General features: G+C 68.7%; 23 protein-coding genes and 5 pseudogenes. 13 read left to right on the plus strand and 15 right to left on the minus strand.

Going from position 1 to position 24307, the window contains the following annotated elements; translation table 11 throughout:
• The first annotated feature begins 68 nt into the window (after positions 1-68).
• The 4 genes from AB0E78_RS36365 (at position 69) to AB0E78_RS36380 (ending at position 6278) form a co-directional block, all read left to right on the plus strand.
• The gene (locus tag AB0E78_RS36365) at positions 69-1412 is read left to right on the plus strand and encodes an MFS transporter (RefSeq protein ID WP_361842214.1); all 1344 of its coding nucleotides are present in this window, start codon (positions 69-71) and stop codon (positions 1410-1412) included.
• 69 nt (positions 1413-1481) lie between these two features.
• Positions 1482-2684 carry a family 1 glycosylhydrolase gene (locus AB0E78_RS36370; RefSeq protein ID WP_361842217.1) on the plus strand — a complete coding sequence of 401 codons (1203 nt, stop codon included), beginning with the start codon at positions 1482-1484 and terminating at the stop codon, positions 2682-2684.
• Between the two features lie 606 nt (positions 2685-3290).
• Positions 3291-5591 carry a molybdopterin-dependent oxidoreductase gene (locus tag AB0E78_RS36375; protein WP_361842408.1) on the plus strand — a complete coding sequence of 767 codons (2301 nt, stop codon included), beginning with the start codon at positions 3291-3293 and terminating at the stop codon, positions 5589-5591.
• Between the two features lie 135 nt (positions 5592-5726).
• Complete coding sequence (locus tag AB0E78_RS36380) at positions 5727-6278, plus strand: EF-hand domain-containing protein (RefSeq protein WP_361842220.1); 552 nt, start codon at positions 5727-5729, stop codon at positions 6276-6278.
• Here the strand turns inward: AB0E78_RS36380 and AB0E78_RS36385 are convergent.
• From AB0E78_RS36385 to AB0E78_RS36395, 3 genes are all read right to left on the minus strand, one after another.
• Complete coding sequence (locus AB0E78_RS36385; RefSeq protein WP_361842223.1) at positions 6268-6495, minus strand: nitroreductase family protein; 228 nt, start codon at positions 6493-6495, stop codon at positions 6268-6270. The genes AB0E78_RS36380 and AB0E78_RS36385 overlap by 11 nt on opposite strands.
• A gap of 75 nt (positions 6496-6570) precedes the next feature.
• The gene (locus AB0E78_RS36390) at positions 6571-7305 is read right to left on the minus strand and encodes an NAD(P)-binding domain-containing protein (protein WP_361842226.1); all 735 of its coding nucleotides are present in this window, start codon (positions 7303-7305) and stop codon (positions 6571-6573) included.
• Between the two features lie 104 nt (positions 7306-7409).
• On the minus strand, positions 7410-7961 hold the full coding sequence (locus AB0E78_RS36395) for a TetR/AcrR family transcriptional regulator (RefSeq protein WP_361842229.1): 552 nt from the start codon (positions 7959-7961) through the stop codon (positions 7410-7412).
• Positions 7962-8756: 795 nt separating this feature from the next.
• On the opposite strand from AB0E78_RS36395, the gene AB0E78_RS36400 reads away from it, so the two are divergent.
• Positions 8757-9374 carry a hypothetical protein gene (locus tag AB0E78_RS36400; RefSeq protein WP_361842232.1) on the plus strand — a complete coding sequence of 206 codons (618 nt, stop codon included), beginning with the start codon at positions 8757-8759 and terminating at the stop codon, positions 9372-9374.
• A gap of 14 nt (positions 9375-9388) precedes the next feature.
• Here the strand turns inward: AB0E78_RS36400 and AB0E78_RS36405 are convergent, their stop codons facing one another.
• Both AB0E78_RS36405 and AB0E78_RS36410 read right to left on the minus strand, forming a co-directional pair.
• Entirely contained in the window at positions 9389-10552 is a 1164-nt protein-coding gene (locus AB0E78_RS36405) for a hypothetical protein (protein WP_361842236.1), read from the minus strand.
• A gap of 3 nt (positions 10553-10555) precedes the next feature.
• Entirely contained in the window at positions 10556-11632 is a 1077-nt protein-coding gene (locus AB0E78_RS36410) for an ImmA/IrrE family metallo-endopeptidase (protein ID WP_361842239.1), read from the minus strand.
• Positions 11633-12211: 579 nt separating this feature from the next.
• Here AB0E78_RS36410 and AB0E78_RS36415 point away from each other — a divergent pair.
• From AB0E78_RS36415 to AB0E78_RS36425, 3 genes and pseudogenes are all read left to right on the plus strand, one after another.
• Positions 12212-12343, plus strand: a complete 132-nt coding sequence (locus AB0E78_RS36415; RefSeq protein WP_361842242.1) for a hypothetical protein — start codon at positions 12212-12214, stop codon at positions 12341-12343.
• On the plus strand, positions 12328-12777 hold the full coding sequence (locus AB0E78_RS36420) for a hypothetical protein (RefSeq protein ID WP_361842245.1): 450 nt from the start codon (positions 12328-12330) through the stop codon (positions 12775-12777). The genes AB0E78_RS36415 and AB0E78_RS36420 overlap by 16 nt, the downstream gene beginning before the upstream one ends.
• A 192-nt stretch (positions 12778-12969) precedes the next feature.
• Positions 12970-13125: pseudogene (locus AB0E78_RS36425) on the plus strand (MFS transporter); the annotation flags it as partial.
• A 390-nt stretch (positions 13126-13515) separates the two neighbouring features.
• Here AB0E78_RS36425 and AB0E78_RS36430 read toward each other — a convergent pair.
• On the minus strand, positions 13516-14061 hold the full coding sequence (locus AB0E78_RS36430) for a TetR family transcriptional regulator (protein WP_361842248.1): 546 nt from the start codon (positions 14059-14061) through the stop codon (positions 13516-13518).
• Positions 14062-14161: 100 nt separating this feature from the next.
• Between AB0E78_RS36430 and AB0E78_RS36435 the strand changes: the two genes are divergently transcribed.
• The 3 genes and pseudogenes from AB0E78_RS36435 to AB0E78_RS36445 form a co-directional block, all read left to right on the plus strand.
• Complete coding sequence (locus AB0E78_RS36435) at positions 14162-15418, plus strand: MFS transporter (protein WP_361842251.1); 1257 nt, start codon at positions 14162-14164, stop codon at positions 15416-15418.
• 82 nt (positions 15419-15500) lie between these two features.
• On the plus strand, positions 15501-15890 hold the full coding sequence (locus AB0E78_RS36440) for a nuclear transport factor 2 family protein (protein ID WP_361842254.1): 390 nt from the start codon (positions 15501-15503) through the stop codon (positions 15888-15890).
• Positions 15891-15977: 87 nt separating this feature from the next.
• Positions 15978-16087 (plus strand): annotated as a pseudogene (locus AB0E78_RS36445) (replicative DNA helicase); the annotation flags it as partial.
• Between the two features lie 340 nt (positions 16088-16427).
• On the opposite strand, the gene AB0E78_RS36450 reads toward AB0E78_RS36445, so the two are convergent.
• Positions 16428-17279: an oxidoreductase gene (locus AB0E78_RS36450; protein WP_361842257.1), complete on the minus strand. Its 852-nt coding sequence runs from the start codon at positions 17277-17279 to the stop codon at positions 16428-16430.
• A 205-nt stretch (positions 17280-17484) separates the two neighbouring features.
• Between AB0E78_RS36450 and AB0E78_RS36455 the strand changes: the two genes are divergently transcribed.
• Positions 17485-18357: a helix-turn-helix transcriptional regulator gene (locus tag AB0E78_RS36455; RefSeq protein WP_361842260.1), complete on the plus strand. Its 873-nt coding sequence runs from the start codon at positions 17485-17487 to the stop codon at positions 18355-18357.
• A gap of 217 nt (positions 18358-18574) precedes the next feature.
• Here AB0E78_RS36455 and AB0E78_RS36460 read toward each other — a convergent pair.
• The 4 genes and pseudogenes from AB0E78_RS36460 to AB0E78_RS36475 all read right to left on the minus strand — a co-directional run.
• A pseudogene (locus tag AB0E78_RS36460) lies at positions 18575-18851 on the minus strand (transposase); the annotation flags it as partial.
• A 665-nt stretch (positions 18852-19516) separates the two neighbouring features.
• The gene (locus AB0E78_RS36465) at positions 19517-20281 is read right to left on the minus strand and encodes a hypothetical protein (RefSeq protein ID WP_361842263.1); all 765 of its coding nucleotides are present in this window, start codon (positions 20279-20281) and stop codon (positions 19517-19519) included.
• Positions 20278-20553, minus strand: a complete 276-nt coding sequence (locus AB0E78_RS36470) for a hypothetical protein (RefSeq protein WP_361842266.1) — start codon at positions 20551-20553, stop codon at positions 20278-20280. Before AB0E78_RS36470 ends, AB0E78_RS36465 begins: the two co-directional genes overlap by 4 nt.
• Before the next feature lie 62 nt (positions 20554-20615).
• A pseudogene (locus AB0E78_RS36475) lies at positions 20616-21047 on the minus strand (TraM recognition domain-containing protein); the annotation flags it as partial.
• 24 nt (positions 21048-21071) lie between these two features.
• Between AB0E78_RS36475 and AB0E78_RS36480 the strand changes: the two are divergent.
• Positions 21072-21173 (plus strand): annotated as a pseudogene (locus tag AB0E78_RS36480) (3-oxoadipate enol-lactone hydrolase); the annotation flags it as partial.
• A 30-nt stretch (positions 21174-21203) separates the two neighbouring features.
• Here AB0E78_RS36480 and AB0E78_RS36485 read toward each other — a convergent pair.
• The 4 genes from AB0E78_RS36485 to AB0E78_RS36500 all read right to left on the minus strand — a co-directional run bounded on the left by AB0E78_RS36485 (position 21204) and on the right by AB0E78_RS36500 (position 24190).
• Entirely contained in the window at positions 21204-21329 is a 126-nt protein-coding gene (locus tag AB0E78_RS36485) for a hypothetical protein (RefSeq protein ID WP_361842268.1), read from the minus strand.
• A gap of 111 nt (positions 21330-21440) precedes the next feature.
• Positions 21441-22007: a PadR family transcriptional regulator gene (locus AB0E78_RS36490; protein WP_361842271.1), complete on the minus strand. Its 567-nt coding sequence runs from the start codon at positions 22005-22007 to the stop codon at positions 21441-21443.
• 62 nt (positions 22008-22069) lie between these two features.
• Positions 22070-23095, minus strand: coding sequence for an SUMF1/EgtB/PvdO family nonheme iron enzyme (locus AB0E78_RS36495; RefSeq protein ID WP_361842274.1), 1026 nt, complete (start codon positions 23093-23095; stop codon positions 22070-22072).
• 51 nt (positions 23096-23146) lie between these two features.
• Positions 23147-24190 (minus strand): Lrp/AsnC family transcriptional regulator, encoded by a 1044-nt coding sequence (locus AB0E78_RS36500; protein WP_361842277.1) that lies wholly within the window; start codon positions 24188-24190, stop codon positions 23147-23149.
• Between the last annotated feature and the right edge of the window lie 117 nt (positions 24191-24307).

A 24307-nucleotide genomic window follows, 5' to 3' on the forward strand; every position in this document is an offset into this window, starting at 1 on the left:
ACCGGCGATTGCCCTCTCCCTCCCGCAGCTCTCCCGCCAAGAAGAACGCAGAGAAAAGAGAAGGCGCGATGCCTGAGCTTAGCCAGAGCCCCGTCACGCCCAAAGCCGAGGTCCAGGTCGAGGGGCGCTGGCGGCAGCTGTCCCTGCTCGGCGGCACGATGCTGGTCGACAGCACCGAGTCGAGCCTGGTCAACAGCCTCTTCCCGCTGATCCGGCAGTCCCTCGGCGTCTCGCTGGGCGCGCTGGGGATGCTGACCGCCGCGGCCAAGATCGTGGGTGCCTTCACCGGCCCCTTCTGGGTGTGGGCGGCGCAGCGCTGGTCACGCAAGAGCGTCCTCGTCGTGGCCACCGGACTGTGGGGCGTCTGGGGCGTGGCCGCGGGCTTCTCGCAGAACTTCACCCAACTCCTCATCCTCTACACCGTGTTGGCGGCCGGTTACGCCGCCGCCAACCCCATCATCACGGAACTGATCGGCGACCTCTTCGGCGGCTCGTCCCGAGGCCGCGCGGTCGGCGTGGTCTACGGCGCGGTCTCCCTGGCCACCGCCGTGATCGGCCCGCTCAAGGGCCAGCTGGCCGGTGTCGACGACGGCTGGCGCTGGGGCCTGTGGGGCGTCGGCGTCTTCAACATCCTGCTGGGACTCGCCCTTTGGACGGGGTTCCGCGATCCGGGGCACGGCGCGGCCGAGGAGCAGCTCGCCGATCTGGACCGCGCCACCCGCGACGCCCAGGCGAAACTCACCTGGACCAAGGCGCTCTCCCTCCTCAAGATCCGCAGCCTGGTGATCCTCCTCGTCTCGCGCCTGCTGTCCGGACACCTCCTGGTGGGCACCTTCGGCGTGGTCTTCCTCGTGGACGTCTATGGCTTCAGCACCCAGAAGGCGTCGATCGTGCTGCTGCCCTTCGGCGTCGGCTACTTCCTCGGCACGCTCCTCGGCGGCTTCGCGGCAGACCGGGCCACCCGGCGCAGCCCGCGCCACGGCCCTGTCGCGGTCCTCCAGGCGGCCCAGTTCACCTTCGCGCTCTTCGCCTACTTCGGCACCCAGTTCGACTACGGCGGCATCGCCCTGTTCTGCGTCTTCTTCGCCCTCATGGGCGCGACCCAGGGCATCAACCCGAGCGTCAACCGCCCCATGGTCATGGCCATCACCCCACCCGAACTGCGCGGCGCCGCGTTCGCCCTCTACCTCTCCATCGTCGAGGCGATCGCCTGGGCCGCCTACAGCCTCGGCGCCGGCTTCCTCGGCGACGCCGTCGGACTGCGCACCGTCTTCCTGTGGGTCCTCGTCGTCCTCATGCTGATCAACGGCGCCTTCCTGACGCTCCTGCACCGCTCGTACGCCGATGACGTGGCGCGCGTCCAGAAGGAACTGCACGCGCGCCGCGAACAAGCCCTCGACCCCACCGCCTGACGCTTCGCCCCTTTGCACACTCCCACCCACCGCCCCCGCACGCGGACACAGAGAAGAGAGAACCAGCTCATGACGCACGAACGACGACTGCCCGAGGGCTTCCTGTGGGGCGCCTCCACCGCCGCCCACCAGATTGAGGGCGGCAACACCAACAGCGACTGGTGGGAGTTCGAACACAGCGGAATCCCCTACGTCAAAGAACCCAGCGGCGACGCCTGCGACAGCTACCACCGCTGGCGCGAGGACATGGACCTGCTCGCCGAACTGGGCTTCACCGACTACCGGTTCAGCATCGAATGGGCCCGCATCGAACCGGCCCCGGGTGAGTTCTCCCGTGCCGCCATCGCCCACTACCGGCGCATGGTCGAAGGCGCCCGCGAACGGGGCCTGCGCCCCATGGTGACCCTGCACCACTTCACCGCACCCCGCTGGTTCGCCCAGCGCGGCGGCTGGGCCGCCGCCGGGTCGGACGAACTCTTCGCCCGCTACCTCACGGCAGCCGCACCCATCTTCGCCACGGACGTGGCCCACGTATGCACCATCAACGAGCCCAACATTCTCGCCGTCATGGCTGCCGCGCAGACGGCCCTCGCCTCCGGTCAGCCCGTCGACTTCGCCGAGAACCCGCCGGCCCCGGACGAAGCCACCACCGACGCCCTGATACGCGCGCACGCCCGCGCCGTCGACACGGTCAAGTCCCATGCGCCACAAACGAGTACGGGCTGGTCCGTCGCCAACCTGGTGTGCCAGCCCCTGCCCGGAGCCGAGGACGTTGCCGCGGCCTTCCGGCACCCCCGGGTGGACGTCTTCCTCGAAGCCGCCCGCGGCGACGACTGGCTCGGAGTACAGGCGTACACCCGCACCCTCATCGGCCCGAACGGCCGGCTGTCCGTGCCCGAGGGCGCGGAACTCACCCTCATGGGATGGGAGTACTACCCGCAGGCGCTCGGCCACGCCCTGCGGCACAGCGCCGCCGTCACCAGCGGCACCCCGCTGATCGTCACCGAGAACGGCATCGCGACCGCCGACGACTCCCGCCGCATCGACTACACCACAGGCGCCCTGGACGCCCTGGACGCCGCCATGCGCGACGGCATCGACGTCCGCGGCTACTTCCACTGGAGCGCTCTGGACAACTATGAATGGGGCCGCTACGCGCCGACCTTCGGCCTGATCGCCGTCGACCGAGGGACCTTCGTCCGTACCCCCAAGCCCTCGGCCGCCTGGCTCGGCGCCATCGGCCGCACCCGCGTACTGCCCGGTGAGGTGTGAGGGAACGGAACGACGGGCGACCGGGCCTTGCCGGCAGCGAGAGCCGAGGTCATGCCGGTACCTCCCATCAAGGACGACCTGACCGAGGCGCCCGGCGCCCTGGCCCTGTTCAGGACCGGGGGTGGATGCGGCCGGGGCGGGCAGGGCCACGATGGGTCGGCGCGGGTCGGGGTCGGCCGGGATGACGTCGGACGTCTTCACCAGCCAGCGCAGCACGGCATCGTGCCGGCGCCGTTCCGCGTCGGCGTGTTCGGGACGGCCCGCGAGGTTCGTGCGCTCGTGCGGGCCCCTCGACGGTGACCGTGACAGTTCCGCGCCGGCTCCGGCGCTCCAACCGTCCCTCGACGCCTTGGAGCGAGGTGGTCCAGGACCTAGACGCTGGTGTCGGACTATGGTCAGTCAGGTCGCGGTCGACAGAGGCGCTCCGGGCTCCGCTTGGATGGCGGCGGTAGGAGTCCTGCGCACCGTCGGGGTTGGGCAGCATCCGCCAGGGGGAGCCTGTGTCCTGCGGACCGCTGACTGACGCGGAACCCCGATGGTGTAGCGGCCGTTGTTCGAGAGCCGGAGAAACTTCAGGGATGGAGTTGATGCACGGTGGAACGACGCATGCCGGTGGCGACGCACTGGGGCAATTTCGTAGCCGTGGTCGATTCGGGTCAACTGGTGCGCATTGAGCCCCGAGGTGATGACCCCGCGCCGTCGCCGATCGGCCCGAGCATGGTGACGGCTGCTGAGGACAGTGCGCGTGTGCTGCGTCCCGCGGTGCGCAAAGGGTGGCTCAATGGTTTGCCGCGCGCCGATGAAACGGCCAGAGGTGCGGACGGCTTCGTAGAGGTCAGCTGGGACGACGCGCTCACGCTGGTGAGCGAGGAATTGCGCCGAGTGCGCGCACAGCACGGGGACAGCGCGGTGTTCGGCGGCTCGTACGGCTGGGCCAGTGCGGGCGGGTTCCACCATGCGCAGGGTCAGCTCCAGCGGTTCCTGGCGTTGGGCGGGGGCTACACCGACTCGCGCAACACTTACAGCACCGCCGCTCTTGAGGTCGTCCTTCCGCATGTGATCGGCGGGGCTCCGTGGAGCTACCAGTCCCGGATGCCGATGTGGGACGAGATCGCCGAGAGCTGTGAGCTCGTGGTGGCGTTCGGGGGGCTGGCTCTGAAGAACAGCCAGATCAACCCTGGCGGGCTGGCCCGGCACCAGACGCAGGACCTGCAGCGGAAGTGCCGTGAGGCCGGGGTGCGGTTCGTGAACGTCAGCCCGATCCGCAGTGACACCGCCGACTTCCTCGACGCAGAGTGGCTGCCGGTCATCCCCAACACCGACACTGCCTTGATGCTCGGCATCGCGCACACGATGCTGGTCAACGACTGGCACGACGAGGACTTCCTCACCCGCTGCTGTAAGGGGTTCGACCGCTTCGCCTCCTACCTAACCGGCGACGTGGACGGCGTCGTCAAGGACGCCGACTGGGCTGCGAGGACCACGGGCATCAGCCGCGACACGATCGCCGATCTCGCCCGCCGCCTGTCCACACAGCGTTCCCTCATCATGGTCAACTACGCGATACAGCGGGCGGACCACGGTGAGCAGCCGATCTGGATGTCGGTCGTGCTGGCGGCCATGGCGGGTTCGCTGGGCCGGCCCGGCTGCGGCTGGGGCGCGGGCTACGCAACGATGGACGCTACCGGTGTTGCCCCGGGCCGACCGTCGGTCGCGTCGATGCCGCGGGTGGCGAACCCTGTTGCGGACTTCATTCCGGTCGCCCGGATCGCCGACACCCTGCTGGAACCGGGCGCGACCATCGACTACGACGGTCAGCGCCTGACCCTGCCGGACCTGCGCCTGATCTACTGGTGCGGAGGAAACCCCTTCCACCACCACCAAGACCTCCACCGCCTCACCCGAGCCTGGCAACGCCCGGACACGGTGGTGGTCCATGAAGCCTGGTGGAATACCACGGCGAAGTTCGCCGACATCGTGCTTCCCGTCGCGACCAGCCTGGAGCGTGACGACTTCGCCGCGGGGTTCTCCGACCCTCACCTCGTCGCGATGCCGAAGGTCCGCGAGCCGGCCGGCGAGGCACGCACCGACCACCAGATCTTCGCCGCTTTGGCTGCCCGGCTCGGCTATGAGCGCGAGTTCACCCAGGCGCGTTCCGAGATCGAATGGGTCCGGCATCTGTACGTCCAGACACGGGCGAGCCTCGGCGGCGACGCGTCCCTGCCAGACTTCGACGACTTCTGGCAACGCGCCTGCGGTGTCGAACTGCCGGCACTCAGCGGGCCGTTTCCTGGCAGCTTCGAAGCACTGCGCTCTGATCCGCAGCGCTTCCCCCTGACGACACCGTCGGGCCGGATCGAGATCTTCTCCGAGGAGATCGACTCGTTCGGCTACGACGACTGCACCGGACATCCGACGTGGTTCGAACCCGTGGAGTGGCTTCGCGCCGACCTGGCGGACCGCTTCCCGCTGCACCTGATCTCCAATCAGCCTGCCTCACGCCTGCACAGCCAGTACGACAACGGCGGCCACAGCCTCAAGTCAAAGATCCACGGCCGCGAGCCCGTGACGATCAATACGCAAGATGCGGCATCACGCGGTATCGAGAACGGCATGATCGTGCGCGTCTTCAACGACCGAGGCAGCTGCCTGGCGGGCGCGATCCTGTCGGACGCCGTTATGCCCGGCGTCATCCAGCTGTCCACCGGAGCGTGGTGGGACCCGGCCCAGCCGGGCCGGAGCGGAACCTTGGACCGCCACGGCAACCCGAACACCCTCACCGGGGACCGCGGGTGCTCGCGTCTGTCCCAGGGACCCAGCGCGCACAGTGCTCTCGTCGACGTCGAGGTCTACGACGGGCCGGTCGAGGAGGTACTCGCCTTCGCACCACCACACCTCGAACACTGAAACGAAGCCAACTCAACGACGGGGGAGTATGCCGTGTTCACCGTCGTCGGGCGCCCGGTCGGCAGGTCCGACCGGGCGCCCAGCCTTCACTCGGACGCTTGCGTCTCCGTAACTGTGTGAATACGGTGCGCAGTCATGACTGCGCTTCAAGACCTCAAGTACGGCCAGTGGTTCAGGGGCGCGGATGTCGACGGCGACGGGTTCATTACCCAGCACGACGTCCGCAAGATGAGCGAGCGCTACATCAGCGCCCGCGAGACCACCCCTGATGCCGAGACCGTCCGCCGGCTCACCGAGGGGATGGACCAGTTCTGGTCGAACGTCATCGCTCCGATGGATAAGGACGGTGACGGGAAGGTCGATGTGCGGGAGATGATCGAAGGCTTCAAGAGTGTCCTGACCGACCGCGCGCTCTACCCGCATCAGATTGCGCCGGTCACCAACTCCTTCTTCGACCTCGTCGACCTCAACGGAGACGGCAAGATCGACCAGGCCGAGTTCCAGCAGATGTTCGACTCGGTCGCCGCCGTTCCCGGCGGCGACTGTGCCGCCGTTTTCGCCGCTCTGGACCTCGACGGTTCCGGCGGACTGGACCGTGACGAGTTCCACCAGGCACTCGAAGAGTTCTTCTACGGCAACGACCCCGACGCTCCCGCCAACCACATCTTCGGCAAGGTCACCGCCTGAAAAGTCCCCGGATACGCCTCCCGGGCCCGCGCTTGTGCCAGGGCCTGTCCTCTGGCTGGCGGGCGCGTGGCGGCTGGGTGTTGCTGTTGGAGGGAGCGGTCTGGGCGTCTTCCAGCACACCGCGGATGTCCGCAGGAGACAGCGGGGCGGGCAGGAACTGCCTGGGAGAGTGCCGGGTCCGTACGAGGTCGGTGAAGAGGGAGGCGGTGGTGGGCACGACAGGTTCCTTCGAGGGGTGTTGTCGTTGCCGCGGCGCGACCGCACCGGCCGTGCCGCGGGCAGGGGCCGTGTGTCAGCGGTGGAGAGAGCGGTTGAGCTCCACCGCCTCCTCCAGCGTGGGAGCGGAGGTGAGCGTGGCGAAGCGGCTCATCTGACGGTCCCGGTTGCGCGGTGCCTCGCTGCGGTCGGCGGCGGCCAGAGCCCGCTCCAGGTCGTACAGGCTCAGCTCGGTGCAGTAGGCGGGCGTCATCGGCTGCTGGCGCCAGGAGTCGGCCAGCACGCCGGCGTCATAGGGGTCGAAACCGCTCTCGTCCACCAGGCGCATGCCGACCCGGCGTGCCTCCTCGGAGTCGGCGGCGACCGGGAGAGCGATACGGCCCGGGGTTCCCGCCGGTACACCCCTGGTCTGCAGGGTGCCTGCCAAGGCCGCGTTCCACGCCTTCACCACGGGGCGCCCCAGCTGCTCGGCCACCCAGAGGCTCTCCACCTGACCGTCCTCCACCGCGTCGACGCGACCGCCCAGATGGGGGAAGTAGTTGGAGGTGTCGATGACCACGGTCTCGGTCGGCACGTGGGCGAAGAGTCCGGCCACGTCCGGGACGCGCGTGAAGGGGACGGACAGGATGATCACGTCCTTGCCCCGCACAGCCTCCTCCGCGGCCACCGCGCGCGCCCCGAACTCCAGCACGGTGGCATCCACGGTTTCCGGGCCTCGGGAGTTCGCCACCTGCACGTCGTGTTCCCCGGCGCTGAACGTGCGGACCAGCGAGGTGCCGATCAGACCGGTGCCGATGATGCCAAGTCTCATGATTTGTCCTTCCAAAAGTCGCGTCATTCCCCGGAGAGGGGCGGCGTAGTCGACGCCTACGTCCGACGGGGTCTCGTGCGCGTGCGGGGGTTTTCGGCCGGGGTCTATTCCGTGTCGCCGGGTCGGCGATATCCGCTCTCGATGAGGTCGCGCAGCCGGCCGAGCGCTTCCTCGTCGGCGCCGCCGGTGCCCATGAGCCATGCCACCGAGCAGGCGGCGAGGAACAGGTCGAACCCCGTCACCGAGGGCCGGGCGCGTCCCGTCCGCTGGGCGGCCTTGACGTACTCGTCCGTGGTGGCGATGAGGATGTCGCACGGCAGGGTCAGGGGATTGTCCGGCTCCTGCGCCTTGGCCGCGGCCATGAGCGGTTCCGGCAGCCCACTGAAAGCGCTGAAGTACGCCTCCATTGCCCGTAGCCACTGACGCAGCCGCTCGGCCGGGTCATTGATCGGGGCGATCTGCGCCCGGCGGGCCATCAGCTCGTCCGACCGCGTCTGCAGCACCGCGGCCAGCAGTGCCTCCCGGGTCGGGAAGTGCCGGTACAGCGTCGCGGGCCCGACCCCGGCCTCCTTGGCGACCGCTTCGAGCGAGGTGCTCACCCCATACCTCAGGAAGTGGCGCTGCGCGGCTTCCAGGAGAGCTGCACGGTTGCGCATGACGTCCGCACGTGGTTTGCGTCCACGCCGGTCCTCAGTGCCCATACGCACTCCCGTTTCCGCGGTTCCTGTAAAACGAAGGCTGCCTCCGTATTGAGATCAGCGTAAAACGGAGGCAGCATCCGGTCAATATGGCCCCATGGGCCAGCGACGGCCATGGGCCAGCGACGGCCATGGGCGGCGGACGCCGTCACATCCGCTGCCCCCCGCTCCGCGGCCTGCTGATCCGATCCCGAAAGCGGGATGATTGGAGGAGTCGGACCGCGAACAGGTAGTCGGAACCGTCTTCTGGCGTCCACATGGTCCAATTCGATGCTGTTCACGCGGGTTTGGCTTTCGTGGTCCAGGTGCGTCGACGCTGTTGGTGACACGGACGTGACAGATGTTGACCCCCGTCGGCCTGCGGGGCCGCTGGCGCGGCGCTGGTCGGCCGCGACTTGGGAGTAGATGCTTCCGGTAGGTCGGGGCGCCCAAGAATTCGAACAGCTGTAGGCATTGTGGCGCGGGATGGCTACGATCGCAGTCGCCCGTCCGTGACCTGTTGTGGGTGCGGATGGTGCAGCGATTGGGCGCCGGATGACCGATGCGGAGCTATCCGGGGTAGCGGTCGACGATCGCACGAGTGTCTGTACTAGCCTTGCCGTTCGTTTGGACGCGTTCCCGTGTCCAGGGCCGGTCGAGGTCTGTTGGCTTTGTTGTTGAGGCTGCTTCCGGTGGCGCGGGGCAAGCGGTAAGGATGAGCGCGTACAGCCCTGCTGGGGAGAGCGTCGGTGCAGTACGAGAGCGGGTTGGTCGATGGCAATCGCGGCACGAGAGCCCTTGGGCGTGGTTGCGGGAGCGCTGGCTCCCGGCGATCTCGTACCCCGCGGTGCGAACCTGGCGGTTGTTGAAGCCGAGGGAGCGAAGGTCGTTGCGGCCTACCGAGTCGAGGCGCGAGAGCGGGAGCGACGGGCGGCTGCGGGTATGCCACCGCTGACGCGACCGGATGCCCTGAACCTCTTGATGGCGCTGCCGCTTGGCGAGCCTGTTCCTGCCGGATCACTGAACGGCAGGGAACGCCGAGCGTTGAAGGGCCTGCCGAAGGGGGCGGTGGTCCGACGCGACGGATCGATTACCCGTCTGGCAACCCAGCCGGTCCACGTCGACATGGTGTTCGTGCCCGGACGCAGCTGGGAATCGGCGATGGAGCGGGCCGAGCGGTTCACGCCATTCACTGCTCGTTCCGTATTGATCGATGGCGCGTTGCGGCGCAAGAACGAGGCGGTGATGCGCGCTGACTTCTACGGCATTGGGTTGCTCCATGTCCAGGGTGATGCGGTCGAGGTTGTTGTGCCACCCAGTCCCTTCGTGCGCAAGCGCCATACGGTTGCCGGCTGGAAATTCCTGGAAGACGTCCACCGTCAGCTCCCCTGAGGGGGTGCATCCGGCTATTGAGTGACGGGCAACGTCGCCCATGCTTTGAGCGGCGCGGGTACCTGGAACCCGGACTTGGGACTCGCACCCATTCCGATGCGCTGGTTTTCCAGTGCGTAGTGGTCGACGGCTGCAGCGCATTTGTTGCGCCACCACGTCCTACGCTCGGGGCCGGCTCGGTAGCTGGCCATGTCGCTGACCCATGCGCCCCAGGTGTGGATGTTGTGGTTCTCGGCCTCACGCCGCGTTTCACCGTCGGAAAGGTAAAAGCTGTCGAGGCTGCGCCCGTCGCACTCCTCGCAGTCGCAGGTTGCCGGATCGGCATTGCCGTAGACCTTGGACAAGAACTCGGCGCCCTTGAAGCACATCAACTGCGGCATCAGGATGTGCGGGTACGTGGGCCCGCCACCGCGCTTGCCTATCTGGGCCTTCTCGTCGGGCGGTATCGCGTGGCGGAGCGAGCTCTGGACGCCGATTCCCGCGCAGAGGGCGCCGTGCGCCATCACGTCGAGAGCTGCGAGGTCTGTGCGCAGCAGTGACATGTGCTCGACCTCGGTGAACAGCCTGCGCAAGTTGGCCGGGATGTCCTTCGTCTGTCCCAGCGGGTCGAACTGGCGGAAGAGGATGACTGCCTTCGGGTGACGGATCTTGTCGCAGACCGCGATCAGTTGGCCGATGTTCTCCCGGCTCAGCCAGGTGACATCGATCGGAAGGGAGACAAGGGTATCTGCTCGCTCGATGCGGTTGGCTTCCCGCATAACCGCTTTCAGGGCACGGGAGTTCGCCGGCGGTATGTAGCCGGTGGGTGTCAGCGCTGCGGTTGCCCCTCGAGCCTTCTGGAAGTTCAGCGAGGTGTCCACGGCGGCGAACAGTTCGTCGGGAGGAGCCATGAACGGCTCCTCCGCCGTTGCCGTGTACGTGGTGTACACGGCGCTGTCGATCAGCAGAGTGCCCTGGTAGCCGACGTCGGCGCGGAGCTGGAAGGCGCGTGCGTCAGCGTTGGCACCCGTCATGACCACGCCGCTCAGGCCGTCATCGAGGGCCGGGCGAGGTCGGGGAGTGTACTGGGCATGTTCGTGCAGTAGTACCCGGCCCTGCAGGAGCGGCACCGCTGCCACGGTGTGGTCGAGCGTCTTCACGGCGGGCGGTCGCCGCCTGGGATCGGGAGCGTTGCTCATGAATCACCTCGCAGAAGGGTCCGGCACGTCCTTGTGTCCGGAGGGAGAAGAAGCGCACAAGTAGATCTCGTGGAACTCCTCACGACCCAGGCCCGCCAGATGAGCGGTCTCGGTCGCACTGAGGTGGTGCTGTGCCTCAAGCCGGGTGACGGCCTGGGCGATATGGTGCGGGGTCTCGCGCCGGATGACGACTGGTTCGTTGGTGCGGTAGCCGAGCGCGGACAACTCGACCATGAGTGTGCGGTACTGCCATTCGCTGATCACGCCCAGGTCCACGGCCCGCCGGATGAGAGCGGCCATGGAGACCCCCCAGCGGGCTTTGAGATCCATGAGGCGGGCGACGTCGACGCCGGGCTTCAGCTCGCCCAGGATGGCCTCGTGCGGCATGAGGAACTCAGCGGCGAACCGGTCGGCTTGGGCCTCCTGAGTACGCCCCTCGCCCGGCTCGTGGTGCATGATCAGATGGCCTAGCTCGTGAGCGAGGCTGAAGCGTGAACGATCCCCGGGGACAGAGGAGTTGAGGAGTACCAGCGGCGCCCTGCCGTGCGGCCACTGGCTGACGGCGTCGAGCTCGGTGGTACCCAGATCGCGGACGACGACCAGGGCGCCGGCGTCTTCGAGCAGCGCGACCAGGTCGTCGATGGGGCCGGCGGGAACGTTCCACTCTTCGCGTACCGTCTCCGCAGCGTCCGCGGGAGTGTCGAAGTCGTTGACTTCAATGGGCCTGAACCGGTGGGGACGACGGGGGTCTACCGCCTGCGTCACCGCTTCGACCTGGAGGCGGGTGAGCGCCAGCGTCGCATGAATCCGGCGCAGCGCAGGGGCTCCCAAAGAGACCCGCTTCCGGTGGTGTATCAGCCCGATGCCTACCCCGGCCGTATCAGTGGCCTGGCACAGCATTTCGGGGGTGAAGCGAAGCGCGGCGGCGAACAGGAGCACCCGCTCCGCCCGGACCGGGATGCGTCCGGCCTCAGCCCGGCTTACGTACCCCTGCGTGATGCGGTTGCCGTCCACCTGCGACATCTGCTCGGCAAGCTCGGACTGGGTCCACCCCCGAGAGTCGCGCGCCAGGGCGAGCATGGCGGGATCCGCCAGCAACTCCTTCTGATCACTCACGGCCCACCTCCAGCCCTGGCAAGTCTCAACTCCACTAAGGATACACGGTTTTATCCCTCAAAATATTCCTGACATGATCCGTAAGGTGTCATGCCTTCAGGGATACCACGCGCCACCGACAGTCCAAGTTCACGTCTCTTGAACGTCGTTGGGCGAGGGGAGGGCTTCACTTGCATGATCCGCCCGAGACGGTGGATCGCTGCGCAGATCAGGAGGTCGCTCCACGGAGGAACACAGGGTTGCCGCATCGCGTTCGTCACGGCTGTATCTCTCGCACGTTCGCCGCCATCAACGAACATCAGTTGCCGCATAGGTGCGGTCGGCGGTCGAGTTTGAGCACCTCGGGTTCGGATGTTGTGGGGGCACGAGGATGGGTGGGTGCTGTCCCGGATCTGGGGTCTGGCTCCTGACATCTCTGACCGACGTGTCCTGTTCTCACAGTGTCGGCCGTGGGTCGGGGATGGTGCGTTGTCGAAGTCCGATCAGCAGCGCAACCTCGAGTGTTGGGGCTCGGCCCTCCATAATGGGCGCCAGGTCGACTTCGTGGTCAAAGTGCGCTACGCCAAGAAGACCGACGACGGCCGCTACACCGCCCCCGGCGCGAAGGGGAAGATCGGTGTGATCACCGCCTACTGCAGAGGGGTGCAGAAGTGCCCGTCATGGGTCAACCGCTAGCGGCCGTCTCCCCAGACTCGCTGTTCCGTACGCAGTGCGCCGTCGCGGATGCGCTGTGGCACTACACCACCACCCCGGTCGCCAGGCCGTACTACGTGCGCGGGTGCATCCCCGACCTGGACGAGCCCCGGGTGACAGTTGCGCTGTGGACCGGTCCCGCTGCGCGCGAGAAGAAGAACCTCTTCCTGTCCATCCCGCTGGTGTCCGACGGTGTGCCCCTCTCGGCGACGCACGTCACCTTGGGGCTGCTGCGGCTGGGCCGGGGAACCCATATGTTCGGCTTCACCGGCCACCGGTTCGACGGCAAGCGCGTCCTAAACGGCAGCGCGCTGGTCAAGGGGGTCGCGGCAGGCCCACCCACTGGGGAGAGTGGTGAACGTCAGGGGCCCAGGGGCTTCTACTTCGAGCGGCCCGGACGGTTGACGAAATACTGAGTACTGAGCCGGCCCCGAGCCCGTGTCCGCCGTGCGGCGCTGCTCTGCGATGCTCGCCACGGGAAGGCCCACCGCGTTGGAGGCCGACGCCCGCTGACAACGGCGATGACCGGTGACACGGTCATCGCCGGCAGGCCCGGTGGGCGGGTGGCGGGAGCATCACGCCACCCATCGGACACGGCCCTAGCCGCGGCCGGCATGGCCCACGGCAACCTCACCCTCCTCCTCCAAGCCACCGCCGTCACCGACCGCTGGGGCGCCACCCACTACGGCACCCTCTCGGGTCTGTCGGCCCCGCCCGCCACCGTCGCGGCAGCGATCGCCCCGTGGGCCGGGGCCAGCCTGGCCCAGACGCGCACGGTGACGAGGCTCCGTCGGCGTCGCTGTGCGCGGCCCCCGCACCCTGTGCCGCCGCCGTTACTGATCAAACTTCGGTGACACGTGCTCAAGGTTCGATGACACAGGACAGTGGTGGAGAAAACGCGACTTCGCCGCGGGGCAGGGCTTGTCATGCCGGCCGAGAGTAGTTGAGCGAGATCAGGTGCCGGTACTTCGCATGGCGCGCCCTCGGCCGTAGTGGCAGATTCCGTGGTGCACGTCGGTGGCTCATCACCGGCGTCCGACTCATGCCGCCGTCGGTGGAGAAGGAGCAAGCTGCCAGATTTCCAGGCGCTACCGAGGCGCTGTTGGGCTGGTCGTTCTTCGGGCGTTGGCAGGTGGACCTTGCGGGGAGGCCGGTCAGGGCAGAGTGCGAACCGCGTCAGCGATGGCGGGTCGGAGCTGTTCGAGGGTGTGGTCGGGGCCGAGGATCATGCGGCGGAGCTGGGGCATGGCCAGGCTCCAGCCGACCAGGCCGAGGGTGAAGAACAGCCGGTCGCGGGCTTCGCCGTCCGAGGCGGTCTGGGTGGCGCGGACCTTGTCCTCGTAGTGCTGGGTGCGGGCCTCTTCGCCGGGGACGGGCTGGTCGCCGAGTTCGAGGGCCTCCCACATGAGCAGGCGCAGGGCTTCGGGGTGGGCGCGGTGGTAGTCGAAGAGCCGCTCGGCATAGGCGGGCAGGTCCTCGTCGCCGGGCGGGACGGCCTGAGCGAGGTCGGCCATGAGGTGCTCCAAGACGGCGGCGAAGAGCTTGTTCTTGTCGCCGAAGTACTCGTAGATGGCCCGCTTGTTGGCCTTGGCCTGGGCAGCGATGCGGTCCACGCGGGCGCCGGCCACGCCGTGCTGGGCGAACTCCGCAGCCGCCGCCGCCAGGATCCGCTCTTTGGTTGCCTTCGAGTCGTACGCCATGCACCGATGGTAACGAACCAGTTCGTTTGACCGATCGCGGTGCCGTCTGCAACTCTCTCCCCATCATCCGAACCATCTAGTTCGTTCGTTTGGAGTTGTGATGCCTTGCCCTGACCTGCCACCGCCCTCCGCACCGGCCCTGTCCCGTCGGCTGCCGTTGGTCATGGCGCTGGCCTGCGGGGTCAGCGTGGCGAACGTCTACTTCCCGCAGGCCCTGGCGCCGCTCATCGCCGACAGCTTCGGCATCACGGCGGATGCGGCCGCGGCCGTGGCGACTGTGACGCAGCTCGGGTATGCGGTCGGGATCTTCTTTCTGGTCCCACTCGGCGACCGGCTCCCGCGCCGCCCCCTGGTGACCGCGCTGCTCGCCGTGACCGCCCTTGCCCTCCTGGCCGCCGCTCTCGCCCCGGCCACCGGCGCCCTGCTCGCGGCCGGCGCGGTGGTCGGGGTGGCGACCGTGGTGCCACAGCTGTTGCTGCCCATGGCCGCGGGGCTGGTTTCGGCCGACCGGCGAGGCGCCGTCATCGGGACCCTGCAGGGCGGGCTGATCGGCGGGATCCTGCTGGCCCGCACCTTCGGCTCCACCCTCGGGGAGCAACTGGGCTGGCGCGCCCCGTACTTGGTCGCGGCCGCGCTCACCGTACTGCTGGCGATCGTGCTCCACACCGCCCTGCCGGATACCGCTCCGGCCGTCCGAGAGCGCTACAGCGCCCTGCTCGCGGCCGGCGTACGGATGCTGCGCACCGAGCCGGACCTGCGGCGCTCGGCGCTCTTCCAGGCCACCCTCTTCGGCGGTTTCAGTGCCGCCTGGACCGCGCTCGCTCTGCTGATCACCGGCCCTCGCTACGGCCTTAATACGCAGGTGGTGGGCGTGTTGGCATTGATCGGGGCGGCCAGCATGTTCTGCGCCCCGGCCGCCGGACGGTGGGTGGACCGCAACGGCGCGGACCGGGTGAACCTGTGGTGCATCCTTGCCACCCTCACCGCAGCAGCCGTCCTGGCCGCAGGCGCGGCCGGCTCCTGGATGGGACTGGCGGCCCTGGTGGCCGGGCTGTTGCTGCTCGACATCGCGGTGCAGTGCAGCCAAGTCGCCAACCAGGCCCGCATCTTCGCACTGCGCCCCGAGGCCCGCAGCCGACTGAACACCGCGTACATGACCTGCTCGTTCCTCGGCGGCAGCGCCGGATCCTGGCTCGGCATCCGCGCCTATGCCCAGCTGAGCTGGCTGGGCGTGTGCGCACTCATAGGAGTACTCGCTCTCCTCGCGTTCACCCTCTACCTCACCGGTGCCCGTCGGCAGCAGGCCCGCGCTGCGGAACAGCCCGCTGCGGCACAGACCGAACTGCGCGCCCGGTGAGCGGCGACCGGCCCCCGGCGCGGGCCCCTCCGGCCGCCTCGGATCACTCCGCCCCTCCGCCCTCCGATTCGAAGGATCCTTCATGACATACCCGGCCATGCCGCTGGCAGTGCTCCAGTTCTTCCGCGCCTCCCAGCAGGGCGATGCCGACGCCTGGGCCCAGGCATTCGCCGCAGACGGCGTCTTCCACGACCCGGTCGGCACACCGCCCCTCACCGGACGCACCGCCATCCGCGACTTCATCGCCTCCGTACTGCCCAACTTCCAGCCCTTCCTCGGCCTTACCCCCCTGGAGGCACACACGGTCGGCAACCGGGTCGCCGTCTCCTGGCGCGGCGCGGCCGTCGCCCTGAACGGCAGGCCGGTCAACTGGTCCGGCATCAACATCTACGAACTGGGCGAGGACGGCTTCATCCAGGACGCCAAGGCGTACTTCAACCACGCCGCCTTCCAAGCCCAGCTCGCCAGCTAACACCGGTTCATAGTCACCGGTGCGGGCTCGGAAGAACGGACAGGTCGAGCCCGTACCGGGTCCGCTCCCCTCCCGCCGTCGCACCCGGTGTTCCATGTCGAGCAGGCCCACCTCGGCGCTCTCCTACTCGATCCGCAGGGCCTTCGCGACGTGACCGGGATCGGCCCGACGAGTTCTCTACTGCCGCCCACGCCGCCAGGCATCGAAGTGGTCCCACAACCAGCCGCTTCCCAGCGCCACTTCACGACGCCTGACCTTCAGCCCATCGTCACGGAATAGGGCCGGTGGGAGCCGCCATGGCCGAGCCCAAACAAGTCGCCCTAGCCAGGTTGAGCGACGGACCAGATCAACTGAGACAACACCCCGCACCCCAGCTTCAGGGACCAGACCACTTGAGATCTTCGGCACCTTGGCGTCTCGACTGATCTGGTCGCCGCAGGTCACAGCCCTACCCACAGACCAGATCATTTGAGACGGGACATCGGTGATGACGGCCGCCGTCGAGGCCCCGCGCTGGGGGCCCGACAGCGGGTGACGTCAGGCGGGCCGGCTGACGTCGTCGAAGTCGGTGGAAGCCGACAGCTCGGCCCATGCCAGCATGTCGCGCTCGAAGGCGTCGCGTCCGCCCTGGACGAGCCGAAGCGCGTCGGTGCCGAGCAGCAGGCGCGTCGGCGGCTGGTCGGCCGCCACGATGCGCAGCACCGCGGCCGCGGCCTTGTCCGGGTCGCCCGGCTGGTGCCCGCTGCCGTGGGTGCGCCGGGCGCGCAGCGGCTCGAACAGCTCGTCGTAGTCGGCGATCACACGGGGTGCGCGGATCATCGAGCGGCCGGACCAGTCGGTTCGGAAACTGCCCGGCTCGACGGCGGTGACATGGATGCCGAAATCGGCGACCTCCTTGCCGAGCGTCTCGAGGATGCCCTCCACCGCGAACTTGCTGCCGTGGTAGAAGCTGAGGCCCGGCATGGTGATCAGCCCGCCCATCGAGGTGACGGCGATGATGTGGCCCGAACGGCGCTCCCGCATGTGCGGCAGCACGGCCTTGATCACCGCAACGGTTCCGTAGACGTTCACTTCGAACTGACGGCGAAGGTCATCCATCGACGATTCCTCGAAGAGGCCGTCGTGGCCGTACCCGGCGTTGGCGACGAGTACGTCGACCGGGCCCAGGTCGCGCTCGGTCTCGTCCACGACCGTGTCCACCGTGTCATGGTCGGTCACGTCCAGGATGCGGGCGTGCGCGTCGCCGGCGAGCGCCTCAAAGGCCCGTGCGTCGGCGGTGGTGCGCACCGTGCCCACCACCTGGTGACCAGCGGCCAACGCCGCGCGAGCGAGTGCGCGGCCCAGGCCGGTGCTGACGCCGGTGATCAGGAATGTCTTGGTGTCCGACACAGGAGTTCCCTTCGTTCGATGTGAACAGCGGCCGGCCGGGGCGGTGAGGCCCCGGCCGGTCTCGACACGTTCCACTTCAGCACCGGAATCGGCTGCTGATCGACTTCCGGGGAGTCCGCTTCGCCCCGGGGACAGCCGGACCGGGGGACTGCCAGTCCCCCTTTCGCGGGCCGTCGGGGCGATCTTGGGCCCTATCGTGAACGGCATGGACCGCAACACAGCTCTCGGTGAGTTCCTCCGCTCTCGGCGGGCACGGATCACCCCGCGTCAGGCGGGCCTGTCCGACGACGGCGGCTCTCGGCGAGTGCCAGGACTGCGCCGCGAAGAGATCGCGCAACTGGCGGGCGTGAGCGTCGACTACTACGTACGCCTGGAACGCGGACGCCGGCTGAACGTCTCCGAGACCGTGCTGGACGCCATCTCGCGCGCGCTACGCCTCGATCCCGTCGAACGCACCCATCTGTTCCAGCTCGCCAAGCCCGCCGCAGGCAGGCCCCGCCGCACGGCGACGCGTCCGCAGCCGGTCCGCCCGGGGCTGCGCGACCTGCTCCGGATCCTCGACCACACCCCCGCCCTTGTGCTGGGGCGGCGACTGGACGTACTTGCCTCCAACCAGATGGCACGTGCGCTGCTCACCGACTTCGAGGCCCTGCCGCACCGCGAGCGGAACCTGGTGCGGTTCATGTTCGGCGACGAGACCGCCCGCTCGCTGTATACCCACTGGGACACTCACGCCCAGGACATTGTCGCCTCGCTCCGGCGAGACGCCGGACGCCATCCCCACGATCCGCTGCTGGCCGAACTCGTCGGCGAACTCTCCATCACGGATGAGGACTTCCGCAGCTGGTGGGCCGACCAGAACGTGTATCGGCACACGCATGGCAGCAAACACTTCCACCACCCGATCGTCGGCCCGCTCACCCTCAATTACGAGTCCCTCACCCTGCCCGCCGACCCGGACCAGCGGCTGAGTGTCTACACCGCCGAGGCAGACTCCAGCTCCGAAGAGGCGCTTCGGCTACTGGCCGCGTGGATACGGCAGCGCGAGACCTCGCACGGGCAGCACGCAAATCATTAGACGCCCGCCGGTCTGCGAGAAGCGGTCGGCCATAGTGGCTGCGTCCCATGAGCCGGTATGGACGTTATAGAACACCGGCAGACCTTGCGCCCCACCGCCGGTGTCCCGGAAGAACCGGGATTGAGAGCAATGCGACCTGCTCATTCGTGCGTGCGGCGCAACAACTCTCAGCACCTGGTCAGAGGTTAAAACTCAAGCTAGGCGGTGTCTTCAAACGTCACGCCCACAGCAGGAGTGATGCGAGCGTGACGGCTGCTTGGTAGGACTCGGCGGTCTTGTCGTAGCAGGTGGCGATGCCGTGCCACTGCTTGAAGCGGTTGAAACAGCGTTCGACGACGTTGCGGTGCTTGTAGAGTTGCGGGTCGAAGGCCGGCGGGCAGCCGCTAAGGCGGCCGCCCGCCGGGGGTTGGCGATCTGGTCGGCACGTTCGGGGTGGTGTGGCCGATGTCGTGCCGCCGGAGCCAGTCCCGGATCGCTTCCGAGCTGTATCCCTTGAAGCGCGCGGGTTCGCGCAGTCCGGGTCTCGAACGGCGACGAACCCGCCCACCGTCTCATCATGAACGCGTTTTCGCGGGTGGGTTCGCCCACGTTGGTGTGCCGCGGTGGGTGGTGGAGACCGGGTGCGGAAAGGTGTGAGGGTGCTGACGTCTCCGATTGAGCCGATGCTGGCGCGCTCCAGCGAGTCCATGTCTCGTGCTGGGAGGAAGACCACAAGATGCCTCCCGGTCTGGGGGTCTCGGTCAGCACCAGATGCGCGGCCGGTCGAGACGGGCAGACGACCTCCGGGGTGGTCGACTTGGGCAGCATCCCCGCCACAGTCAGCGTGACCGAGAACCCTGCCGTCACGGACGCCCGCGACGTGCTCCTCAAAGCCATCGGCCAGGAAGCCCAACACGTCGCGGACGAGTCCGCCGGGCACGCAGCAGCAGCACTGGAACAGCTCGCCCGCGCTTACGTGTTGGTGACCACCGGCACGGCACCCACCTTGCCCAGTGCCGTTGTGCAGCTTGGTGGTCGCACTTCCAGCGTCGGCTTCGGGGAGGGCCGGCCCCCGATCGACAATGCGACGGAAGCTGGTAAGTCCCGTGCGAGCTGCCGCAGTTGCTGGCCTTGTTCGTGCAGGTCGAGTATGGGTGTGGGGATGGGGTGGCTCCTGTGGTCAGCGACTTCGGGCGGTGGCCTGCGCGGCGGTGGGAAGCGGGCGGGGTGTCGTTGCGGGCGCAGGGCTCGATCCGGCCGCGGGCAGACCGAGGACCGAGGCGAGGGCGGTGACGCCCGCAGGGGCGAGGCGTACGCGGTCCAGGGGCGGACCGCCGATGTAGGCGGCGGGCGCCGAGCCCATCGCTCTCTCGGCCAGCCCCTTCGTCTCCAGGCCGCGCAGGGTGCTCATCAGCACCTTGGGTTCGCGGGAGCGGGTGAACTCGCGCCCCAGCGAGCTGCTGGCCACGACGTGTCCGCAGGCGATCTCGGCCAGGGCAGTGCGGTGCACGGCGCCGAGTCGGTCGTCGGGGGTGGGTGCGGTGGCCCAGCGCCGCCGCCGGATCTCGCCGGCCAGCGTTACGGCGCTGGCGACGGTGGCCTCCGGGGCCAGTGCGGTCAGTTCGCGGGCGGATCCGGCGCTCAGCTCGACCGAGGCGTCGGCGAGGAAGGCGAGCTGTCTCAGTCGCATGATCACCTCGGTCAACTCGTCGCTCTCATAGAGCCGTTCGCCCTGGACTGCCTTGATGGCGGCCTGGGTGGCGGCGGCCAGGCGCTGCGCGGAGTCGGTGTGGGCCTCCGGCGCGGGCGGGTTCGTGGGCCGAAGGAGGAGGTCGAGCGAGTCGTTGTGCTGGGTGTACTGGCTGGCCAGGTGGAGCAGCCGCTCGACGGGCGTCGGCGGTGGCGGCATGTCGAACAGCAGGGCATCGACGGGTGGCTGGGTCATGCGCGCGAGCGGTGTCGAGGAGCGGGCGCCGAGGGTGATGCCGGCGTGGTGGCGGGCTTCGGCGCCTGCTCGGCCTCGGTGTGCGCGACGGTTGCGAGGGAGTCGAGGACCGCGGAGACGTCCGCGATGTGTCTGGTGCTGGCGAGGGCCTGCTGGGTTGTCACGGAGTGGGTGATGGCCCGCAGCGTGACCTCGGGGTCACTGTTGCCGCATTCCAGGCAGCATCGATGGTCGGGGTTCCAGTCGTCGGGGACGTCGTGGATCTGTGTCATGGGCGGGTTCCAGGTGGGCTGACGGAGGGTGCGCGGAGGGGGAGGGAGGGGGCAGGCGCGCTCTATGCGGCGGGGCCGAAGTCGGACTGCTTCGGCGCGGCCTTGGCGATAGCGCGGGCGGTGATGCCCTTGGAGGCGCGAGCAGAGGCGGCGGAGAGTTCGGCGGCGCCGGGCTCGAGATACCAGGGGCGCAGGTCGAGCATGGCCACGCGCAGCCCGGTAGCGAAGGCGAGCGCGGTCCCCTTGGGCAGGGCACGGATGACGTCGGCGGCCAGGATGCGTTCCTGTCGCATGGACACGGAGGTGGACTTGCCCGACTCCGAGGTGGAGGTGGAGGTGGTCTCGACGTCGTGGTCGCCGATCAGCCGGCTGAGCTTGTCGGTGAAGTCGGGGTCGTCGATGCCGGACCCGATGACCTTGATGGTGGAGGCGGACCACATGGCGTCCATGCCCGCGTCGCCCCACACTTTCTGGCCCTGCCGGTAGGACTGCAGGTGACAGATGAGAGGCTCAGGCGAGTGAGTGAGACACCGAAGAGCACCCTGCAATACCGCTTTGACGGGCCAGAAGACGCCCCCGTCCTGATCTTGGGTCCCTCACTGGGTACCGCATGGCACATGTCGGGCCCATATCTCCTTCCAACTCCGTCCCTACCCAGAGACCGGTGCCACTCGCTCCAGCCCGCGAAGTTCAGCGAGCGTGGTGGGCCGGTGATATCCGTACGGGGTGGTGTGGTCGGCGCGGAGGGTGTTCACGTCGACGTAGATGATGCGCATGTACGGCTCCCTGGAGGGGATCGGGCAAGGGGGGACCGCCACGTGGCGGTCCGGCTCGTCACGTGCTGCGGAAGCGGTAAGGGGTGTTGGGGTTTTGCAGGTGTGGCGGGGTCAGCGGCCGAGCCGCGCCTCCAGGCGGGCCTCGGTGAGCTGAAGCCAGGCGATGTAGGAGGCCGTGAACGCGTAACCGTGCTCGTGGGCCATGGTGTGCACCTCTCGGGCCCAGTCCGCGTCAAGACCATCGATCTGCGGCTCGTACTCGACGGGGGCGGGCACGGCGGCGCTGAGCGCGTCGTGCTTGAGCCGGTGGGCCAGCTCGGTGCGGACGACGTCGAGGGCGATCTCGGGGTCGAGCTGCCCGGCGAAGATCAAGCGCAGCTTGAACTCAGGGTCCATGGGGCGCAGCGACGGCTCGTACGGGGAGCGCGCCCACGTGAGCAGCGCCTGTTCGCCCTCCTCGGTGAGCCGGTAGACCTTGGCGTCCGGGCGGCCCTCGCGGGGGTCGACGTCGAAGTCCACCCAGCCGCGCTCCACCAGGGTGGCGAGCCGACGGTAGATCTGCGGCAGCTTGACGCCGTAGCCGACGTACCGGCCCGGACCCTCCATCCAGCGGCGCAGGTCGTAGCCGGACAGACGGCGAAGCGCCAGCGCACCGAGGACCACGTAGTCGAGCTGCATCCGAACCTCTTATGTTCTCAGGAACCTAGCCAGGCTCAGATTCACCCGCCGCCCGGACGGTGTCAAGAGTCTTCCCACGGGTGCAACGCAGCGGAAACCCGCGTGCCCGCTGGAACTGTCCGGGCTGTTGGCGGTCCGGGCCGCCGCGACGCGGTAGCGGTTGCAGTATGAGACGTGGCACAGGTGCGAGCCGCCGCGCATCGCCTTGTCTGAACGGCCGGGCGGGCCTTGGGGGTTGACGAGCGGCCGGGTGGATCCGTGGTCCACCAGTCGGCGCACCACTCCCAGACGTTGCCCGAAGTGTTGTACAGGCCGAAGCCGTTGGGCTCGAAAGCGTCGACGGGGGGCCGTGCCGCGGTATCCATCGGCGGCGGTGTTCTTCGTGGGGAAGGTGCTGCGCCAGATGTTGCAGCGGTATCGACCGTCGGGGTCGAGCTCGTCGCCCCAGGGGTAACGCCGCTGCTCGAGCCCTCCGCGGGCGGCGTACTCCCACTCGGCCTCGGTCGGCAGCCGCTTGCCCGCCCACGCGGCGTACGCGGCGGCGTCGTTCCAGGACACGTGCACGACCGGGTGGTCCCCGCGCCTCGCCCGCGTGCTGCCGGGCCCCTCCGGCCGGTCCCAGACCGCGCCCCGCACTCCGCACCACCAGGGTTGCGCTCCGGTCGGGGCGCACCGCGCCGCAGGGCCGCCGGCAGGAAGACGGCGAACACCTGCGACCAGCCGATGCGTTCGGCGTCGGTGTGGTATCCGGTGGCGGCGACGAAGGCCGCGTACCGCTCGTTGGTCACCGCGCACGTGTCGATGCGGAACGGGTCGAGCCGCACGGCCCGCACCGGCCCCTCGCCGTCCCCGGCGAAGCCCTCGGCGTCGTCCGTGCCCATCAGGAACTCACCGCCCGGCAGCGACACCATCCCTTGCTCGTCGCGCACCCGGCCAGGCGCCGCGGTCAGGGGTACGGCCACGGAAACGGCCGCCGGACCGCCGCCGGTCGGCATGCAGCAGCGCGCGGGGCCGCGGGAATCGCTCATCTCGGCTCTGGTCCTCCCGGTCGGCGGGGTCGTCTCCATCGACACCCCACCTATGTTCATCCGAACATATGTATCAGGCAAGGGAGAGTGCGAGGCGTGTCGGGTGCCGGGTCAGACCTTCGGCAGGGAGAAGGGGACGTGCCCGATGGCGCGGCCGGTGGTGTCGAGGAGCCGGCCCATGCGTTTGCGTGTGTGGAGGAAAACGGTGCGGTCGCTGACCTTCAGGTGCGGGAAGCGTTCCGTGAGGTGCGCCTCGAAGGGGTCGATGGCGTGCAGGCCGCGCAGCCAGACCATGACGAGGAGGTTGTCGGAGCCGCTGACGGACACGGCCAGGCGCACCTCTTCCCTTCGAGCCAGTGCGTTGCCCGTGGCCTCGAGGTGGGTGTGGGGGACAGCGGTGCGGTAGAGCACGACGGTCGACAGCCCGGCGAGGGGATGGGCCAGGTCGCAGCGGAACGTGATGTCCCGGTCCCGGATCATCCGCTGGAGCCGGCGCCGGGCGGTGTGTTCGCTCATGCCGGTCGTGGCGCCGAGGTCGGTGTAGCCGAGGCGCCCGTCGCGGCCGAGGGCGTCGAGGAGGGTCTGGTCCTCGGGCGGTGGCCGGTGGTGCATGTGGGCGCTGTACGGAGTCGGGTGTGAGGTGCGCGGGGCGGAGAGTTCCGCGTCGCCGGACGGTTCCATGGCCCGCATGCGCCAGTCGCCGCCTTCGCTGTACAGGGTGATGCCGAGGCGTGTGCGGGTGGACCGTACGCCTTTCAGGCCGCCGATCAAGCCGTGCACCGAGCGGCCGAGGGAGGGCAGGTCGGCCGCGACGACCGACGCCAGGAGATCGAAGTCGCCGGCTGTCTCGTCGACGCTGAAGACCCAGGGCATGTCGGCCAGGGCGGCGCCGACGGACTCCACGGCCCGGGGTCGGCACCGGACCTCGACGTAGGCGACGGTGGCGGCCTTCGCGGAGTCGTACGCGCTGACCCAGGCCAAGCCGCTCGCGCGCAGCCGTTCCCAGCGGCGGGCCGCCGTGGTCGCGTCCACGCCGAGCGCCCGGCCGATCCGGGACCACGGTGCCCGGGGAGCGGCCTGGAGCGCGTCGACAAGGGCCAGGTCCAGTTCGGAGAAGTGGGCACCCTCGTCCGTGCTGCAGGAATCGGGGGACATTGATTCTCCTGAGATGTTTTCCTGCAATTCTCCAGGGATTCCTGTCACAGACCGGATCGTAGGGGCACTTCCGGCCGATTCCCAGCCCCGGCTTCGGCCACCCGGAGTCGAAGGAGT

It is taken from the genome of Streptomyces sp. NPDC032198, assembly GCF_040636975.1.
Taxonomy (GTDB): domain Bacteria; phylum Actinomycetota; class Actinomycetes; order Streptomycetales; family Streptomycetaceae; genus Streptomyces.

What these genes read in the sequence shown, in the direction of transcription:
- AB0E78_RS36365 (WP_361842214.1), top strand. Translation starts at nt 69, where the DNA reads ATGCCTGAGCTTAGCCAGAGCCCCGTCACGCCCAAAGCCGAGGTCCAG.
- AB0E78_RS36370 (WP_361842217.1), top strand. Translation starts at nt 1,482, where the DNA reads ATGACGCACGAACGACGACTGCCCGAGGGCTTCCTGTGGGGCGCCTCC.
- AB0E78_RS36375 (WP_361842408.1), top strand. Translation starts at nt 3,291, where the DNA reads ATGCCGGTGGCGACGCACTGGGGCAATTTCGTAGCCGTGGTCGATTCG.
- AB0E78_RS36380 (WP_361842220.1), top strand. Translation starts at nt 5,727, where the DNA reads ATGACTGCGCTTCAAGACCTCAAGTACGGCCAGTGGTTCAGGGGCGCG.
- AB0E78_RS36390 (WP_361842226.1), bottom strand. Translation starts at nt 7,305, where the DNA reads ATGAGACTTGGCATCATCGGCACCGGTCTGATCGGCACCTCGCTGGTC.
- AB0E78_RS36395 (WP_361842229.1), bottom strand. Translation starts at nt 7,961, where the DNA reads ATGCGCAACCGTGCAGCTCTCCTGGAAGCCGCGCAGCGCCACTTCCTG.
- AB0E78_RS36400 (WP_361842232.1), top strand. Translation starts at nt 8,757, where the DNA reads ATGGCAATCGCGGCACGAGAGCCCTTGGGCGTGGTTGCGGGAGCGCTG.
- AB0E78_RS36405 (WP_361842236.1), bottom strand. Translation starts at nt 10,552, where the DNA reads ATGAGCAACGCTCCCGATCCCAGGCGGCGACCGCCCGCCGTGAAGACG.
- AB0E78_RS36410 (WP_361842239.1), bottom strand. Translation starts at nt 11,632, where the DNA reads ATGCTCGCCCTGGCGCGCGACTCTCGGGGGTGGACCCAGTCCGAGCTT.
- AB0E78_RS36420 (WP_361842245.1), top strand. Translation starts at nt 12,328, where the DNA reads ATGGGTCAACCGCTAGCGGCCGTCTCCCCAGACTCGCTGTTCCGTACG.
- AB0E78_RS36430 (WP_361842248.1), bottom strand. Translation starts at nt 14,061, where the DNA reads ATGGCGTACGACTCGAAGGCAACCAAAGAGCGGATCCTGGCGGCGGCG.
- AB0E78_RS36435 (WP_361842251.1), top strand. Translation starts at nt 14,162, where the DNA reads ATGCCTTGCCCTGACCTGCCACCGCCCTCCGCACCGGCCCTGTCCCGT.
- AB0E78_RS36440 (WP_361842254.1), top strand. Translation starts at nt 15,501, where the DNA reads ATGACATACCCGGCCATGCCGCTGGCAGTGCTCCAGTTCTTCCGCGCC.
- AB0E78_RS36455 (WP_361842260.1), top strand. Translation starts at nt 17,485, where the DNA reads ATGGACCGCAACACAGCTCTCGGTGAGTTCCTCCGCTCTCGGCGGGCA.
- AB0E78_RS36465 (WP_361842263.1), bottom strand. Translation starts at nt 20,281, where the DNA reads ATGACCCAGCCACCCGTCGATGCCCTGCTGTTCGACATGCCGCCACCG.
- AB0E78_RS36470 (WP_361842266.1), bottom strand. Translation starts at nt 20,553, where the DNA reads ATGACACAGATCCACGACGTCCCCGACGACTGGAACCCCGACCATCGA.
- AB0E78_RS36485 (WP_361842268.1), bottom strand. Translation starts at nt 21,329, where the DNA reads ATGCGCATCATCTACGTCGACGTGAACACCCTCCGCGCCGACCACACC.
- AB0E78_RS36490 (WP_361842271.1), bottom strand. Translation starts at nt 22,007, where the DNA reads ATGCAGCTCGACTACGTGGTCCTCGGTGCGCTGGCGCTTCGCCGTCTG.
- AB0E78_RS36495 (WP_361842274.1), bottom strand. Translation starts at nt 23,095, where the DNA reads ATGAACATAGGTGGGGTGTCGATGGAGACGACCCCGCCGACCGGGAGG.
- AB0E78_RS36500 (WP_361842277.1), bottom strand. Translation starts at nt 24,190, where the DNA reads ATGTCCCCCGATTCCTGCAGCACGGACGAGGGTGCCCACTTCTCCGAA.